At 48.4% G+C, this 16,220-nt stretch carries 16 protein-coding genes and 2 pseudogenes; 11 read left to right on the top strand and 7 right to left on the bottom strand.

Annotated elements, in window-relative coordinates:
• The 3 genes from NDA06_RS23615 to NDA06_RS23605 all read left to right on the top strand — a co-directional run.
• The coding region (locus NDA06_RS23615) for a transposase family protein (protein ID WP_348251885.1) at positions 1–259 on the top strand (259 nt) is incomplete at its 5' end.
• Positions 234–491 (top strand): hypothetical protein, encoded by a 258-nt coding sequence (locus NDA06_RS23610; protein WP_190524830.1) that lies wholly within the window; start codon positions 234–236, stop codon positions 489–491. The genes NDA06_RS23615 and NDA06_RS23610, both read left to right, overlap by 26 nt.
• Positions 467–1,024, top strand: coding sequence for an ISAs1 family transposase (locus NDA06_RS23605; protein ID WP_190536516.1), 558 nt, complete (start codon positions 467–469; stop codon positions 1,022–1,024). Before NDA06_RS23610 ends, NDA06_RS23605 begins: the two co-directional genes overlap by 25 nt.
• A 159-nt stretch (positions 1,025–1,183) precedes the next feature.
• Here NDA06_RS23605 and NDA06_RS23600 read toward each other — a convergent pair whose 3' ends face one another.
• The 4 genes from NDA06_RS23600 to NDA06_RS23585 all read right to left on the bottom strand — a co-directional run bounded on the left by NDA06_RS23600 (position 1,184) and on the right by NDA06_RS23585 (position 6,389).
• Positions 1,184–2,815, bottom strand: coding sequence for a DUF4335 domain-containing protein (locus NDA06_RS23600; RefSeq protein ID WP_190986920.1), 1,632 nt, complete (start codon positions 2,813–2,815; stop codon positions 1,184–1,186).
• A 41-nt stretch (positions 2,816–2,856) separates the two neighbouring features.
• Positions 2,857–3,447 (bottom strand): DUF3038 domain-containing protein, encoded by a 591-nt coding sequence (locus NDA06_RS23595; protein WP_190536439.1) that lies wholly within the window; start codon positions 3,445–3,447, stop codon positions 2,857–2,859.
• Positions 3,448–3,590: 143 nt separating this feature from the next.
• A complete protein-coding gene (locus NDA06_RS23590; protein WP_190986919.1) occupies positions 3,591–6,047 on the bottom strand; it encodes an endonuclease MutS2 in 2,457 nt (818 codons plus the stop codon).
• 102 nt (positions 6,048–6,149) lie between these two features.
• Entirely contained in the window at positions 6,150–6,389 is a 240-nt protein-coding gene (locus NDA06_RS23585) for a hypothetical protein (protein WP_190524838.1), read from the bottom strand.
• Positions 6,390–6,901: 512 nt separating this feature from the next.
• On the opposite strand from NDA06_RS23585, the gene NDA06_RS23580 reads away from it, so the two are divergent.
• The 3 genes from NDA06_RS23580 (at position 6,902) to NDA06_RS23570 (ending at position 10,700) form a co-directional block, all read left to right on the top strand.
• Entirely contained in the window at positions 6,902–7,606 is a 705-nt protein-coding gene (locus NDA06_RS23580; RefSeq protein WP_190986918.1) for an OB-fold-containig protein, read from the top strand.
• A 171-nt stretch (positions 7,607–7,777) separates the two neighbouring features.
• Positions 7,778–9,901, top strand: coding sequence for a flotillin domain-containing protein (locus NDA06_RS23575; RefSeq protein WP_190986917.1), 2,124 nt, complete (start codon positions 7,778–7,780; stop codon positions 9,899–9,901).
• A 190-nt stretch (positions 9,902–10,091) separates the two neighbouring features.
• On the top strand, positions 10,092–10,700 hold the full coding sequence (locus tag NDA06_RS23570) for a hypothetical protein (RefSeq protein ID WP_190986916.1): 609 nt from the start codon (positions 10,092–10,094) through the stop codon (positions 10,698–10,700).
• A 38-nt stretch (positions 10,701–10,738) separates the two neighbouring features.
• Here NDA06_RS23570 and NDA06_RS23565 read toward each other — a convergent pair whose 3' ends face one another.
• Positions 10,739–10,939 carry a hypothetical protein gene (locus NDA06_RS23565; protein ID WP_348251884.1) on the bottom strand — a complete coding sequence of 67 codons (201 nt, stop codon included), beginning with the start codon at positions 10,937–10,939 and terminating at the stop codon, positions 10,739–10,741.
• Positions 10,940–11,646: 707 nt separating this feature from the next.
• On the opposite strand from NDA06_RS23565, the gene NDA06_RS23560 reads away from it, so the two are divergent.
• The 5 genes from NDA06_RS23560 (at position 11,647) to NDA06_RS23540 (ending at position 15,789) form a co-directional block, all read left to right on the top strand.
• Positions 11,647–12,015, top strand: a complete 369-nt coding sequence (locus NDA06_RS23560; RefSeq protein WP_190436019.1) for a hypothetical protein — start codon at positions 11,647–11,649, stop codon at positions 12,013–12,015.
• 11 nt (positions 12,016–12,026) lie between these two features.
• Positions 12,027–12,314: a hypothetical protein gene (locus NDA06_RS23555; RefSeq protein WP_190436022.1), complete on the top strand. Its 288-nt coding sequence runs from the start codon at positions 12,027–12,029 to the stop codon at positions 12,312–12,314.
• Between the two features lie 227 nt (positions 12,315–12,541).
• Positions 12,542–13,705 (top strand): GuaB3 family IMP dehydrogenase-related protein, encoded by a 1,164-nt coding sequence (locus NDA06_RS23550; RefSeq protein ID WP_190412217.1) that lies wholly within the window; start codon positions 12,542–12,544, stop codon positions 13,703–13,705.
• A 314-nt stretch (positions 13,706–14,019) separates the two neighbouring features.
• Entirely contained in the window at positions 14,020–14,343 is a 324-nt protein-coding gene (gene trxA / locus NDA06_RS23545) for a thioredoxin (RefSeq protein ID WP_190412216.1), read from the top strand.
• A gap of 375 nt (positions 14,344–14,718) precedes the next feature.
• Positions 14,719–15,789 carry an LOG family protein gene (locus NDA06_RS23540; protein ID WP_190412215.1) on the top strand — a complete coding sequence of 357 codons (1,071 nt, stop codon included), beginning with the start codon at positions 14,719–14,721 and terminating at the stop codon, positions 15,787–15,789.
• Between the two features lie 25 nt (positions 15,790–15,814).
• Here NDA06_RS23540 and NDA06_RS23535 read toward each other — a convergent pair.
• Positions 15,815–16,099, bottom strand: a pseudogene (locus NDA06_RS23535) (pentapeptide repeat-containing protein); the annotation flags it as partial.
• A 21-nt stretch (positions 16,100–16,120) separates the two neighbouring features.
• Positions 16,121–16,220 (bottom strand): annotated as a pseudogene (locus tag NDA06_RS23530) (IS5/IS1182 family transposase); the annotation flags it as partial.

The raw sequence follows: 16,220 nt of genomic DNA, 5'->3' as shown, positions 1-16,220 counted from the left end.
ATTCTGGTTGGTATTGTTGCTCATATTATTGGGAGCAATGACAGGGTATTGGGGCTACCGACCACTCGAAGACTTTACCCGTGTACACAGACACAGCTTGATAGAACTTTTAGACCTGGATAGGACGAGCAAGTTTCCCTCGTACTCAACGTTCCGACGAGTCCTCAAAACAGTAGATTTTCAGCCTTTAACAGACTTAATTCTTTACTTGGGCAGCCGCTTTTGTTCCACCGATGCCTGGAGAACGGCTGGCAATTGATGGGAAAAGCATTCGCTGCACGGTTACAGATTACACCGAGTCTTATCAAAACTTTATCAGTACAGTATCGGTTTACAGTCACCAACGGGGCATTGTTCTGAGAACGCAACCGATGTCAAATAAGCACATGAGTGAGGTGGCTATCGTACAGCAATTAATCTCTGAATTTTGTGGTCAACAGGTGATTTTCACTCTTGATGCTTTACACTGCCAAAAAAAACAGTATCGCTAATTATCAACAGTGGCATTGACTACCTGATTGGATTAAAAGACAATCAACCCACCCTATATAAAATGGCTCAACGCCAATCACAACGAGATATCCCACTCAGTAGTGCTACAACTGTAGAAGATATTCATTCTCGACAAGTGCAACGCGAGTGCAAGGTTTTCGCCGTTCCCCAACAACTACAGCAAACATGGACTGGAATTAAAACCTTTGTCGTTATTGAACGAGAGGGCAAACGTGATGGTCAGCCATTTCACGAGCGTCAGTTCTATATTTGTAGCCAGTCTTTATCTGCCCAACACTTGCTTGCCGACACCGTCGGACATTGGGGAATTGAAAACCGACTGCATTGGGTGAAAGACGTGACTTTCTCGGAAGATTTTCCACCCCGACGTGGTGGCAATGCTCCGGTTAACTGGGCGATTTTACACACCTTTTTCATCACGATTGCCAGATATCTCGGTTTCCGAACGATTCCACAGGCACAACGCACTCTAGCCAACCAACTCCACCGTGTTTTTTCTCTCCTTGTATGAAACCATCCTGCTACCCGTGAACAGGGAGGGGCAGGGGTGGGGTCAAACCCTACTGCCTCTCATCGAGAACTGCTAGATTAATTTGCTAGAAAACAAAAAAACCGGGTTTTTTAAAACCCGGTTTCTCAAGAATTGTATTTTTCTCGTTCGACAACCTGTTTAAGGTTCCTGAAACGTTTCCACTTTGCCATCAGGGCTAAGAACTACCCGGATGTGGGCGTTGCGCTCGCCTTCGATGGGAGAAACAAACGGTTTCCCTGGTACTGGCATCCCGGTACGGTCAATATACTTGACTGACAGTTCTCCTAAGGGGCGAATGCGTTCGATGGAGCCATCCGGATTCAGCCGGAGATAGTATTGCAGCGGCTGTGTCAGCTCGGCGGGCGGTTTCCATTGCTGTTGGAAATAGTCCCGCACTTGTGCGACTTGAGGAATCGTGTCAAATAGCCGGTCATTCTGGGCGCGATCGCTTCCAGATTCGCTGCCGCGTTTCGCTGCCGGTGGGGCAACGCTGCCGCGAGTCGCACCCGGACTCAGATCGCTGTTATTTGCAGCCGAGCTTTCCGCAGGAAGGCTGGCAAGCGACGGCAGATTGGGAAGCGGGGGAGGCGCGGCAGGAATGCCGGGGGCATTGGGGGATGCAGACTGGTTTGCACCCTCAGAACTTGAGGCGATGGAACCAGGCGCAGGAGCTGATTGCCCGATTCGGGGCGCACTCACCCCACCGCTACTGGGGAGCGGCTCAAACGGGAGATTATTGCGAATCGCCTGCTTTGGCTGTTCAGCCGGGGGTTTGGGGATGGGCGGGAAGTTACTGGGAGGAGGGGGCTGGAAAATGGCTCTTCCCTCTGGGGCAGAACGTTGTTGAATCGGGGGCAGATTGCTGAAAACGGGGTTGGAATTTCCAGGGGGATTCCGAGGAACAACGACGACCCCTGGGCTTTTGGCACTGAAGGGTGTCGGCGTGGTCACAGGAGCCGGAGATAACAAAATTGACGAAGGAGACCCCGTCGGCGTCGGCGATGGGGAAGACAAAGGAGGAGGCGTCGGCACTCCCGTCGTTGGAGTCGGCGTTATTGGAACCGGCAACACCTCGGTACCGGGCACTGGTGCCGGGGTAGTGGGTAATGGTGTGGGTGCCGGTGCAGAGGAGATGATAGTGGGACTAGGCTGCATTAGCTTCAGCGTGGCTGCTGTTATCCCCACCCCTAACAGAAAGATGGCTGCCGTCCGGGTCCAGATGGGCGGATTTTTCAACCACTGGGTGCGTTTGAGGGGAGGCAACGCCACCAATTCAGCATTGTATTCATCCAAAGCCGTAGCTAAGTCGAACAGTTGCAGCGCACTCAGCGTTACGACAGGTCCCGTTTCTTCCGTCGCCAAATGCCCCAAAAATAGGTCGTGGGACAAAAGTCCCCTCGGTTGTATATAAGGGACAAAGGTTTGAGGAGTGGGGGATTCAGGCGGCGAAAGAATGGTTGCCGCTTGGGCGGGGGCAGCAGCAGCCATCATCGGCTCGCCTACGGGCATTTGATGCGCCACCGGCTGCGATCGCGGGGATTGCTGAAGGAAGTCCTGCACGTAAACGCTAACGGCTTCGCAAAGGCTTTCTAATTGAGCGCGATTTCCGCGGATCGTCACTCGTCGATCTTCTGGCTGTCGCGGATCGTCAAAGCTTAGCTCAAATCGTAGATGCTTCAGCACGGGTTGTCCTGCCCAGCGAGACAGGGGCGAATCTTTCGCCTGGATTTCCAACGTGCAGGTGGGGGGTGTAAAGCGTCGCAAAACCATTTTGCTAATTCAGAGGATTGCTAATTGCTAAGTGTGAATTGCTAGCGGGCGCGATCCAAAAGTGCTAACCAGAGACGCCGATGACCATTGGGGCTACTGTAGAACAGGAGATCGATCAGAAGTTTCAAGGCCAAGTGGCTCAAAGCGTCGGACGATACATTGTCTTCTTCCTCCATGCGTTCCTGGTAAGTGTTGCTGAAGGCATCAAGATAATCTCCTAGTAAAGAAGCTTCGTGGGGTTCCCGGTTTTGCTCGGCTAGCTGTTCGAGCAAGGCAACGGCACGTCGGATTAGCTCTTGCTGCTGTCCGGCAAGGTGACAGACGATTAAAACAAGCGATCGCGCTTCCTCCACATCTAACTTCTTCCGCCCTCCCGAACTCTTCCGCATGGGGTTAGACTGGCGCAATCGCCACAAAGCCACCCGATCTGCCACCATTGACTCTAAATTCAATTGAGCTGCGGCTTGGAGTATCGCGTCGGAACCGATGCCTGCCAATGCTTCGAGCGCCAATAAAATTAAATCCAGTTGGGCTTTGATATTGTCCAACTGTACGGGATCTGGCGCGGAAGCAAGGGGTAAATCCTCCCAGCGGGGGGTTGGCGTCGTTGGTGTCTTCACGATGGAGGGCATATTTTTAGCTTAGGTGACGCAACTGGTAATAACTTCGCCGTTACGAGTCTTGAAACCAGACTATCGCGGTTTTGAGTAAGTTTCCTGTCGTCGCTCATGGCGAATGGCTGACTGTTTTTAAACAATTCGCCATTAGTAATTCGCTACTTAATATAGGCGATTGTGACCCCCGTGCCACCTTCTGGAGTGCCAGCTAATTCAAAACGCTCAATGAGAGGATGCTGTTTCAAGAATTCGTGGACCCCATCTCGCAGCCTTCCGGTTCCCTTGCCGTGGATAATCCACAAACAGCCTGCATCCATCGCTTGGGCGATCGCTTTCTCTAATGCCATCTCGGCATCCGGCACTCGACTCCCCCGAATATCGACGGTATTTTTAGAGGTGCGAATTGTGGGTTGCGGTTTGGGAGGTGCGGGTGGCTCTTTTGGAGTCGCCGCCGGTTTTGCTTTGGCGATGGGATCGGGTTTTTGACCGTCCAAAGATTCGATATCTTCGAGGGAGACGGTCATTTTCATTAATCCAAATCGCACGCTCATCTGACCCTCTGCGTCTGGATTGCTCAGCACTTCGGCGGTTTGTCCTAAGCGGGGAATCCGGACGCGATCGCCTGTTTTTGGTTTAAATCCCGGCTTGGGTTTGGGGGGCGGCGAGGGCAACAGATGACGTTCGGCAATTTCATTCAAGGCGTTGGTTGCACTTTGGGCATCTTGAGCGGTAGCTGGACCTTGCTGTAACCGCCGAATGACTTGGGCGATTTCTCCTTTGGCTTGAATCAGGGCTTCCTGCACAGCGCGTTCCTGGGACAGTTTGAGCTGCTGTTCCCGTTCCTGCAAAGCGGCGGCTTTTCTCGACACCTCCTGATAAAAACGCTCTGCTTGCTGCAACAACTGACTGGCTTCTTGGGCTTTAGTTTCTTGATTGCGCCGTTGGGCTTCCAGTCCAGCAATCACTTGGTTGATGTCTTCTGAAGCGCCACCCACATAAGTTTGCGCTTGTTCGACAATTTCCCCCTTCAATCCCAAGCGTCGCGCAATCGTCAGGGCGTTAGAACGTCCCGGAATTCCCCACAACAGGCGATAAGTGGGGCTGAGGGTTCGATCGTCAAATTCTACCGAGGCATTTTCAAAGCGTTCGTCTTCATATTTGAGCGCTTTGAGTTCGCCGAAGTGAGTGGTTGCAATGCTGAGATTGGCATGGTCTGCCAGATATTGTAAAAGCGCGATCGCTAAAGCACTTCCTTCTGCCGGATCGGTTCCCGCTCCCACTTCATCTAGCAAAACAAGGGAATTTGGGGTCATTCCCTCGGTAATTCGGCTGATGCGACGAATATGCCCGGAAAAAGTCGATAAACTCTGCTCTAAAGATTGTTCGTCGCCAATATCCGCCAGCACCAAATCAAACCAAGGCAATTCTACCGGCTCCCGCGCCGGGACAAATAACCCTACCTTTGCCATTAGTGCGGCTAATCCTAAAGTTTTTAGGGTGACGGTTTTGCCGCCAGTATTCGGCCCGGTAATCGTTACGACCCGAATCTCCGGCTGAACCAGTAAATCTACGGGCACGACGGCACCCCCGTTTTCGTGTCGCTGTTGCCAAACCAATAAAGGATGGCGCAACTGGCGCAGGGTGATGGAATTTTCGATTTTCGATTTTCGATTTTCGGCTGGGGATTCTTCCGACGCCTCTTCCGGGTTCCCCGGCTTTTCTGGCGGGGTGCGTTCGATAAATCTGGGAGGATTCGCTTCTAACCAATAGCTGTATCGTGCCCTAGCAGCTGCCAAATCCAAAGTCGTCGCCACTGCCAACAACTGCTCTAAATCTGGTTTTACGGCTGCCACTTGTACCGTCAACGCTTGGCGGATGGCTTCTTCTTCGACTTGTTCTTGACGCCGCAACTGCCGCAATTGATTTCCCAATTGCACGATCGCGTTCGGTTCGATAAATAGCGTCGCGCCGCTACCGGAAGTGTCGTGGACGATGCCGGGAATGGCGTCTTTTTGCGGTGCTTTGACGGGGATCACGAAGCGATCGCCCCGCTGTTTGATCGTCTGTTCCTGGACTGCATTGGCTTGGCGCTGCAAGATCCCCTGCAATATCTGATAAATGCGACCGCGTAGCTGCCGCAGTTGGATGCGAATCCCGCCCAATTTGGCACTCGCCCTATCAGCTACGTCTCCCCGCTCATCGATACAGTGGTTAATTTCCTGCTCTAATTCTGGATAGGTGCGGATATCGGCAACCAGCTCTTTCAGCACTGGCACATCTTCTTGATCGTCAATAATGCGCCGCAGACGCCTAACTCCAACTAAGGTGGTCGCGATCGCTAGCAACTCTTCCCCTGCTAAAATTCCCTGAAGTTCCGCCCGCTCCAGAGAATCTCCGATGTCCTGAATTCCTTCAAAACTCAACCCTGGAGAAAGACGATTCTCCAACTGGTAAATTTCCTGAGTTTGGGCGATCAGTTGCAGGCTCTCTGGCTGAGTCGCTGGGATTTGCAGATGATTGGCAGCGATCGCGCCCAACTTAGTGGCAGCAAAGGTAGACAAATGCTGACACAGGCGGGGCCATTCGAGTAATTCTAAGGTCTCAGATTGAATCAAAGCTTAAAAGCTATATCTAAATATTCAAGTGCTTATCTATATTAATTTTAAGCTCTGATTAACTGACCGCACGAGAACAAACATCCGCCAGCACCGCTTTCTTTACGCAAAGGCACCTTCCATCTCATACTGGCTTTCGGTAAGTGTCTCCCACCCGGTTTCCTCCCAAGGTTCCAGAACTCCGGCTGACTCTAAGGGAGCGATCGCTTCCAAGTGCATCAGCTCCTCTGTGTCAAAATCATCAAATATTTCAGTGAGTGCTTGCAAGTCGCGCTGCCTCATCGGCATTTGCATCACTGTGAAATAGCAAGCCAGTGCTGACTTGTTGGTAGATGCAGACATTTGCGTTCCTGATGAAGATAATTGCTTCAACCTAAAACAGGCTTTAGCTGCTTACCTCTATCCCTTTAGTGAAGTTTATTGCTCTTAAACTCTGCCTTTAGGGGGATGTTATTTATAAAATCACTTAAACTTAACTCCAAAATTCTCTTTATAGAGAATACAAATTAAAAAAAGTTATCTTTTTTTCGGTTTTTCAGGAATGGCGGCTAGGCTAGTGATGTTTTATCTCAGTTCACGCGATGTGCAGGTTTAAGAAAGCCGTTTGATCGAGGCGAGGGATTACCTACATTTGATGAAACCAAGAGTTTCAACTTCAGGCAAACTGAGCCAACAACTGAGCCAAAGAGTGAGCCAAAGAGTGAGCTGAATCGCCAATAACGCTCTGAGATGATCTAAGTGCAGTCAGTTTAATTAATCGATGAAGCGCAAAGACGAACTTCTCTATTAAGGACTTTCTTGCGTAAGTCTTGAAACGATGGAATTTCTAACTCAATTAAGGACACTAGGCATTCATGCTGTTTAATTCAGCCAACCTACCCTACTGGATGTTTCTAGGGATGGGAGTCCTTTTATTCCTATTGGTGATTGTTTCCGGTGGAGGAGACTCCGACGTAGATGCCGACATAGACGCTGACATAGATACCGACGTAGATGTTATAGACGTAGACACCGACACGGATGGTAGCTTTAACTCCTTGGAAATTTTGGGATGGTTGGGCATTGGCAAAGCGCCGCTAATCCTATTATTAGGAACTGACTTTAGCCTCTGGGGTGTCATCGGCTGGATGCTGAATGTTTGGTTTGGTAGCCTCACAGGTGGCATCCCCTACCGTTTTTTTGGGTTAGGGGGAGTGGTGCTACTAAGTTCAATGGCGATTAGCTTGTTTCTAGGGGGGTTGATTGCTCGACCCCTGGGAAAAATCTTTGCCGCCTTTGGGGAAGATGCCAGTAGCGATCGCTTAATTGGTTGTTTCGGTACGGTAAGTTCTGCTTTTATTCCCCATAAACACAGAGGCAAAATTGGTCAGGTAGATGTCATCGATTCAGCGCGAAATCTTGTCACCATCAGCGCTACTTTGCCTGATTGGGCAACGGTTCTCCCGCGTCGCAATGAAAAAGTCTTAGTCATTGAACGTTTGGAACACCACTATTTAGTCGTCGCCAAAGATAGTCCCGATCAAGAGCATTGGCTAGAAAATGCATCCAAAATCAAGTAAGAAATCTATAAAGAATAGGATTCACCGCGATTCAAGCAAAGTCTATCTATGCGCTTACGCTAACCCTGAATTTAGAATTTCAACTTGCCTAGGTAGATAGGTTTCATCTGTATAGCCGAAACTTCCAATTGCTAGAGAAACTAACAGCAAACAATCAATTTCTTCAAAATTATGCTATTTTGGCTTACCTTCATCCAATCATTACCAATTGCTACCACATCTGAACTCTCGGAGCAACAATGGCAAACCGAGGCAAATTTACCCAAAAATGAGTCTACTTTAATCGCTCAAACCCTGCCTGCCCCGATACAACCAACGATTGCCCAACTGGGAAGTGGGATTGTCTTCCCAGGAATTATTGGGGCTTTGGTTTTATTACTGCTATTTAGCATTTGGGCATATACGCGAGTTTATGTTGTTACACCCAACAACGAAGCTTTTGTGAGAACAGGCGGCGTTTTCATTAAAAGTAAATCCGTCATTCTTTATGGCGGTTGCGTTGTATTACCTGGATTCCATCAGCTAACCCGCGTCCCTTTGCGGGAAATTTCCATTGATGTTGAGCGCACCGGGAAGCTGGCTGTTCGTACCCAAGATTACCTCCGGGCAAATATGCGGGTAACATTCTATGTCTGCATTAATGCCGACGAACAAGATGTTTTAACAGCGGCGGCTAGGCTGTCTAGAGCAGGAAAAATTACGCCGGAAGATATTAAAGATGCCCTAGAAAAACGGGCGGACGATGCGATTCGGGCAGCAGCAAAAAATAAGAGTCTAGCCGAAATTGATTCAGACAAGATTGGGTTTGCTGATGCTGTATTAAATTTAGTTCAGCAAGATTTGAAGAAAGTAGGTTTGACGCTAAACAATATTGCAATTTCAGAAATAGAAGAAAGCGATACCTACGATACGAATAACTTCTTCGATGCTCAAGGCGTGCGACTGCGGACTGAAACAATTCAACGCTCGATTCAACAAAAACGAGAAGTTGAATTAACCACTCAAGTTACCATTGAGCAGAAAGAACTGGATGCCCAAAAGCGATCGCTCCAAATTGAACAAGAGAAAGAAAACGCCAAACAAGAGCAACAGTTACAAGTAGAAGCACTCAAAGCTCAGAAACAGCGGGAAATCCAAGAATCCAGAGACAGAGAAGCAGCAACAGTACAGCGTACCAAGATTTTGCAGCTTAAATCCGTTGAAGAAGAAGAAATTCGCAAGAAATTGGGAGTACAGCAAAGCCAAATTGAGGCAGATATTTCCCTAGAGGAACGCAACAAACAGCTCAAGGTGGCGCAAGCACTGCAAAAACAAGAAGCAGAAGTTGCGGAAATAACCCGTCAACGCATCATTCAAGAGGAAGAAATCAACAAAAAACTGGCAGTACAACAAAGCCAAATTGAGGCAGATATTTCCCTAGAGGAACGCAATAAACAATTCAAGGTGGCGCAAACACTGCAAAAACAAGAAGCAGAAATGGCGGAAATTATTCGTCTACAGACAGTAGAATCCTCGAAACTGCAAGCGCAAGTGCAGGTAGCGGAGTCTGAAAAACTGTCAAGAATTGCCCAAGAAGAGGTAGCGATCGCAGTCGCCAACAAAAAACGGGAAAGCTTTGTCGCCGAGGCACAACAAGCCAGAGCAGAATCATCTGTGACAACGGCAAGTGCAGTTGAGAAAGCCGAACGGGACAAACAGCTTTCAATTATTGCTGCCGAACGAGAAGCCCAAGAAAAGAGTATTAGCGATCGCAACGTTGTCGAAATTGATGCGTTCCGACGCAGACGACAAGCAGAAATCGCCCAACAAGCAGCGGAACTAGAAGCCGAAGCAATTCGCACCCTAGCCGATGCCAACCGCGACAAAGCTTTAGCCGAAGCTGAAGGGATTCAAGCCCAAATTTCTGCCCAAAATACAATTAGCGACGCTAACCTCACTGCCAAGATTATCACCACAATTTGGCCCGATCTAGCCGATAAACTACCAGAAATTGTTAAGGCACTGGCACCTCAACCAGGAGTGATCGGCGATGCCCGAATTTACTCCTTCCCCGGCGCAAATGGCAGCAACGGCAACGGTGCCGGTGACATCAACAAAATGTTACTATCCACCAGCGGTTTAGCCTTAATTAACACCTTGCTTGAAGATGGCAAATTAGGCTCATTAATTGGTCAAGTTAGTAATCTGGTTCGTAGCAACAATGGCAGTATCCCGCCAGAAGCCCTTACCGCTATGATTTCCTCAGTAGAAAAGCCAAGCCAAAATAACAACCAAGACGGTATGCAAACCAGTTAAACCCTCTTTCCAACCCCTCTCCTGTAGAGACGCGGTATATCGCGTCTCTTTTCCGTAATTGGGAAGGCGTTTAGGTCTTCTTGTCTGAGAAGTATTGGCATAGCCACCCTACTTTGGGAAGATGCCACTCACTCACGGCTGAGCCAAGTTTGAATGGAATTCTTACTCAGGCGAATCCAGCCACACGACAATGAGACGGTTAATCCTCCCCCTAATAGGGTTGCTGGCGCTTTTCGCCTCTAGCTGTAGTTCTGAACGTGTGGCAGCCACCCCAGAACAAGTTGTACGCCAAAACAACCTCTGTCCCTCTCCCACAACCCAAGCTCAGGAGTTTCGCGTGCTGGGTACCCGCCAATGGTCGCAGGGTGTAGTGGTACTCTATAGCGCCATCTGCCCCAGTAGAGATCGCAAGCAAGCGCCGCCACAGATACTTGGTTACAGCGTGCTTGTCAGTAAAGGAAGGGGCTGGGAACAGATTGGTAATGACAGCGCTGAATTCTTTACGGCTCGCCCACAGTTACCGCCAGAGGAGCTGGTGTGGTATGGAAGCAGCAACTACTCGAATAATAAAGGTGAGACTTACGCCCTCACTTACGGTAAGCTACTCTCGCCAAAAGTTGCTGCTGTCGAAATAACCTTTGATAACGGGAAGATTCTGCGCGACGAAGCCGCTAACGGTGTTTTTGTCCTAATATCACCAGGAGCTAATCATAGCTGCCAAATGCGGGTACTGAGTAAGGATGACAAAATACTGCGGCGCATTAACGATGTGAACTTTGAACAAAATAATCGGTGCTGAGCGCTTTTTTGAGAATGCGATCGCGAAGCGCTGACTTGTCAGTTCGCATCTCTCCACAAAAGCGCGAACTGACAAGTCAGCGCTAGGCTAACGCCTCGCTTCGCGTGAGCGCGATCGCGTTCCATCACCTCAAGCCAATAATTCATCAACCGCCACGTTAAAACTTTGTAAAACCTTTTGAGTGCTAACCACTTCACCCGTAGTAAATAAAAATCTTTGCTATTAATTAATTCCGACAATCCCCTTACTTTTAGGCAATATTAGTCAGACTTTTTGACAGTCGTATTGTAGATATTGACTTATCTTCAGGAAAGTGAATATTTTTTTAGAATCATCAGTGGCTGAAATTATTTCAGCCATTAGTGAAAAATTTTGAGGTGATGCAGTCAACTGTTCCCCAAATCTTGCAACATTTTCGTTGATTTAACCTCTTCTAAAATTTCGCTTTTTTTAACACTTGTTGACCTAAAATCTACGGTTTTATGGTTGTTTTTTTCAACGTTTACTTATTTTCTAGAGTGTGAAGACTCTACCAATATTACTGGATACAGCAATTATTCTCTCTTTTTACAGTCTCCTAAAACATGAAGATTGTAACCAAAACCGACTTTATTTGCAGTGATCCCAAAGAAATTACAAAATTAATGAAGAAGTGATCTAATTTTACCCATGCCAAGGAAATGTGTGCAGATAATAAAATAAATTGCCCCACCAAACCGAGAGTGAGGCAAAGAGAAAATAACGAAAAAGTAAATTACCTATGACTACCTAACAAGAGCCTGCGATCAATTTCTTATTTGGAATGCTCAATAACGTGCTCGCACCCTCATCTTCCTAACCCGCATACCGTCCGGGTTTTCTTTCTATAGCCCCAATTTCAATGACCATGGCGCTCTCTTAGTCATCGCTACTAACTAAACTTATGCTGGAATCAAAGAATACCATCATGACTAATGACTCTTCCAATAGCCAAGAGCCTGATGAATCAGAACTTAGGCAGCTTCGATCCGCTTACGTAGGGGAAGTGCAGGCTCTATCATCGATAGTAGAAGAACTTCAGGCGGCTGGCAGAACTAACGAAGAAATAGCTATTGAGGTACATAGGCGACGGCGAGAAATAGGGGTAAAATATAAAAAGCTAACACCCCCTAAAGAACGAGAAGAAATTTACAGGCGAAACCTTCAACTGTATGGTGACGAGTTGGGTCCAACTATCGACTATTTCCGAACCGTACAAAATAAAACTTGGGAAAAAATCATCGAAAGTGCCACAAAAACAAATGCCGAATACAATAAAAAATTTGGTTTAGAATAAAATTAAATACTATGAAGGTTAGACAAGTTACACATTACATAAGGTCTGATGATGTAATTATAATAGTCGTCGATGAAGATGAAAACGTTTCCTGCCTTGCTAAAATAGAAGCAACTATTGTGGCAACTTTTTCCGCTATAAAAACTGACGAATTAGTTGGACTCGATCAAATCTATATTGACCTCAAGATTGAGGACAATTTACTGATAATAGCCTGGGATTCTATGGCAGGAATTTCTATTGAGTGTGAGAATCCTGAGCTAAGGGAAAGAATTTTCAAACATTTGCAAAAAATCTGATGCGATCACGCCCCGCTGCAACTGAACCTGAGCCAAGGATGCGCTCGCCCCTACTTCCTTTAATCCTTGCTCAAAGATGCGATCGCTCCCACAGCCCGCTCTCGTCGGATTTCGTTTGTCTAGCTGTGATCGCGCTCGCCCAACCTAACTTGACCCTCCGCCCAGAACAAATTCCTCATTGAATTTGATACTCTAACTTAAATAGTCTTGGGAACGGGAAGTTAAGAGTGGACATTCAAATTGGGCGGGGTAAGACAGCTCGCCGAGCTTATGGCATCGATGAAATCGCGCTAGTGCCTGGAAATCGGACACTAGACCCCAGTTTGGCAGATACCCGCTGGCGCATCGGCGGCATCGAGCGAGAAATACCGATTATTGCCAGTGCGATGGATGGGGTAGTAGATGTCCGCATGGCAGTTTTACTCTCTCAACTGGGGGCATTAGGCGTCCTCAACTTAGAAGGAATTCAAACTCGCTATGAAAACCCAGAGCCGATTTTAGATCGCATCGCCTCTGTGGGCAAAGAAGAGTTTGTCGCGCTGATGCAAGAACTCTATGCAGAACCCGTTAAGGAAGAATTAATCGAACGACGGATTCAAGAAATTAAGCAACAAGGCGGCATCGCAGCCGTCAGCGCCACACCAGCGGGAGCGACAAAGTACGGCGCAGCGGTGGCAAAAGCGGGTGCAGACTTGTTCTTTGTGCAAGCGACGGTGGTTTCCACCGCTCACCTCTCGCCTGAGTCAGTGACCCCCCTGGATTTGGCTCACTTCTGTCAAGAAATGCCCATCCCGGTCATTTTAGGGAACTGCGTCACCTACGACGTGACGCTGAACTTAATGAAGGCGGGTGCGGCTGGCGTGCTGGTGGGGATTGGTCCCGGTGCCGCTTGTACCTCTCGCGGCGTTTTGGGAGTAGGGATTCCCCAAGCAACCGCGGTTGCCGACTGTGCAGCCGCTCGCGATGACTATTTCCACGAAACCGGCAACTATGTCCCCGTGATTGCCGATGGCGGTTTAATCACTGGCGGCGATATCTGCAAGTCGCTTGCCTGCGGTGCTGACGGCGTGATGATTGGTTCTCCGTTTGCCAGAGCCAAAGAAGCACCCGGACGGGGGTATCATTGGGGGATGGCAACACCTAGCCCCGTTCTCCCTCGTGGTACACGCATTCGCGTCGGCACGACGGGAACGTGCGAACAAATCCTGCGCGGCCCCGCTGGTCTGGATGATGGCACCCATAACCTGCTGGGAGCCTTGAGAACCAGTATGGGCACGCTGGGAGCCAAAGATATCAAGGAGATGCAGCAAGTTGAAGTCGTTATCGCACCCTCTTTGCTGACCGAAGGGAAGGTCTACCAGAAAGCACAGCAGTTGGGAATGGGTAAATAAACTCACTGACTCATTTGCGTTCCTTAAGAAATTCCGGACTCCTGCTTAGAGGGCTGGAAAATCTAAAGCTGTCGCTTAGAATAGAGAAAGCGGAGACGAATGTTTCCGTTCACTCCTCACACCACACTCCGCCCGGACTACTGTTCGGGCGGTTCCTTTTTTGGGGTTAAAATCACCGCCAGCCAGCCAGCAGTCAAACCCACTGACTCGTCAATTATGTCTAAATGTATACCTTTTGAGTCAGAAAATGTCTGTTTTGCCTATGGTAGAATTTGCTAAAAATTAGAAACTGTTACGCTTAAGGATTTCTAGGCATGTCATCAGCCGCACAAGTTACAGACGCTTCGTTTAAACAAGAAGTACTTGACAGTGAAGTTCCCGTTCTAGTAGATTTCTGGGCACCCTGGTGCGGACCTTGCCGGATGGTTGCGCCTGTGGTGGATGAAATTGCCCAGCAGTACGACGGTCAAGTAAAAGTAGTCAAACTCAATACCGATGAAAACCCTAACGTTGCCAGCCAGTATGGGATTCGCAGCATTCCCACGCTCATGATTTTTAAAGGCGGTCAACGGGTGGATATGGTGGTGGGAGCGGTTCCCAAAACCACTTTGGCAAATACTTTGGAAAAGTATCTCTAACCAACTTTTTCCCAGCAAGAATGGATAAACCGTCAGCATAGTTACCTATTTTTGCGGGAAATCGCTGCTTATCAACCCAGACTCTCTAAGTTGAGTTGACAGTTCTGCTTGTCATTTGTCTTTTTTACTCGCCTTCTTGAACCATTCAGTAGGTTGTTTTAAATAACGAAAGATATGCACGATCTGAAAAAACCCGTTTTCTTGTAGAAAACGGGTTTTTTTGAGGAGTTCCGCCCCCTTAATGGAAGCTTCAACCTTTCTGTTAGACAGGCGCTGAAAGCCGGTTGGGGAGAAAATCGTATAGGATGATACCAGTAGCGGCGATGCTGGGGCGAATCCCGTTAGAATAGAGTGCCGCTGGTGCTTGCATAAATTATGACCATCACTCCTCCTTCTAATGCCCTTGAGTCACTGCAATCAGACGTAGCCGATCTAATTCACCAGCTACCGAACCTGAAACACGGAAAATGGATACAACGGGCGCTGTCAGTGCTGGTGCGACTGGCTGGGGAGGAAATCGACCGGCTGGACTGGAAAATCTTGAGCGCTTCTATGCAAGATATGGAGCGGGCATTTCAAGTTTTTTATCCTTATCGACACGTCCGCAAAGTAACGATTTTTGGTTCGGCTCGCCTTGCGTCTGATAGTCCCGAATACCTCATGGCGGTTGAGTTTGCTCGCCGTGTCACCCAGCTCGGTTATATGGTGATGACGGGTGCCGGTGGGGGGATTATGCAGGCGGGAAACGAAGGCGCTGGAGCTGAAAAATCGTTTGGTTTGAATATTCAGCTACCTTTTGAGCAGGGAGCAAACCCGTTTATTGAAGGCGACCCCAAGCTGATTCCTTTTAAGTATTTTTTCACCCGGAAGCTGTTTTTCCTGCGAGAAAGCGATGCGATCGCTCTCTTTCCCGGTGGCTTTGGCACGCAGGATGAAGCCTTGGAGTGTTTGACGCTTTGCCAGACGGGAAGATATGGTCCTGTGCCGATGGTCTTAATTGACCGTCCTGGCGGCGATTACTGGTCGTCCTGGGATGCTTATGTTCGCAAGCATTTAGTCGAACCCGGTTTAGTGAGTCATGACGATCCAAACCTGTATACCATTACAGATAACTTAGATGTCGCTTGTGAAGCGATCAATCGCTTTTACCGGGTTTATCACTCCAGCCGTTATGTTGAGGATAAATTTGTTCTGCGTCTTAAGTCGGAAATATCGGATGCAGCGGTTGAACAGCTGAATGCTGATTTCAGCGACATCTTGGTGAAGGGAAGAATTGAAAAAACTCAGGCATTACCCCAAGAAGCAGTTGATGAAACATTGGATTTGCCTCGTCTGGTTTTGTACTTCAACCAACGGGATTTGGGGCGCTTGTACCAGATGATTTCTACGATTAACCAGATGGTAACTCCGCCACCCTCTGTAGCAGCGCATCCAGAGCTTAAGTAATGGGTTCAGTCAACTTAAATGTTGATTACTTGTGAATGCTACCATCGGGCATTCTTGTGTTTGTCAGGTCAGTCTGGTGCAGCTTGGTCTGGTTCAAGTTGGCACGGCTCAAGTTAGTCTGTTTTAAGTTAGCGTAACTCAGGTCAGCATACTCCAGGTTCGCTTGGCTCAGGTTCGCCTGACTCAGATTCACTTGGTTGAGATTGGCACCCCTCAGATTGGCCTGCGTTAAAGTGGCATAACTCAAATTAGCGAACTTTAGGTTGGCGCGGCTGAGGTTGGTGTCACTCAGCTTAGCAAAACTCAAATCAGCCGACTCTAGGGCGTGTCATCAATTCAACCAGATGACCGTAGCAGCGAGGTGAATCGCACCGAGAAAGTTAACCGCACGCTTGTCGTAGCGCGTTGCAATCGCTCGATACTGCTTGAGT

The sequence above is a fragment of the Trichocoleus sp. ST-U1 genome (genome assembly GCF_039961835.1).
Classification (GTDB): Bacteria; Cyanobacteriota; Cyanobacteriia; order Cyanobacteriales; family FACHB-T130; genus FACHB-T130.
This window is presented reverse-complemented; position numbering and strand designations above follow the sequence as displayed.

Bases quoted from the DNA above. Each gene is read 5' to 3' on its own strand.
- NDA06_RS23610 (WP_190524830.1), top strand. From the start codon at position 234: ATGCCTGGAGAACGGCTGGCAATTGATGGGAAAAGCATTCGCTGCACG.
- NDA06_RS23600 (WP_190986920.1), bottom strand. From the start codon at position 2,815: ATGGTTTTGCGACGCTTTACACCCCCCACCTGCACGTTGGAAATCCAG.
- NDA06_RS23595 (WP_190536439.1), bottom strand. From the start codon at position 3,447: ATGCCCTCCATCGTGAAGACACCAACGACGCCAACCCCCCGCTGGGAG.
- NDA06_RS23585 (WP_190524838.1), bottom strand. From the start codon at position 6,389: ATGTCTGCATCTACCAACAAGTCAGCACTGGCTTGCTATTTCACAGTG.
- NDA06_RS23580 (WP_190986918.1), top strand. From the start codon at position 6,902: ATGCTGTTTAATTCAGCCAACCTACCCTACTGGATGTTTCTAGGGATG.
- NDA06_RS23575 (WP_190986917.1), top strand. From the start codon at position 7,778: ATGCTATTTTGGCTTACCTTCATCCAATCATTACCAATTGCTACCACA.
- NDA06_RS23570 (WP_190986916.1), top strand. From the start codon at position 10,092: ATGAGACGGTTAATCCTCCCCCTAATAGGGTTGCTGGCGCTTTTCGCC.
- NDA06_RS23560 (WP_190436019.1), top strand. From the start codon at position 11,647: ATGACTAATGACTCTTCCAATAGCCAAGAGCCTGATGAATCAGAACTT.
- NDA06_RS23555 (WP_190436022.1), top strand. From the start codon at position 12,027: ATGAAGGTTAGACAAGTTACACATTACATAAGGTCTGATGATGTAATT.
- trxA (WP_190412216.1), top strand. From the start codon at position 14,020: ATGTCATCAGCCGCACAAGTTACAGACGCTTCGTTTAAACAAGAAGTA.
- NDA06_RS23540 (WP_190412215.1), top strand. From the start codon at position 14,719: ATGACCATCACTCCTCCTTCTAATGCCCTTGAGTCACTGCAATCAGAC.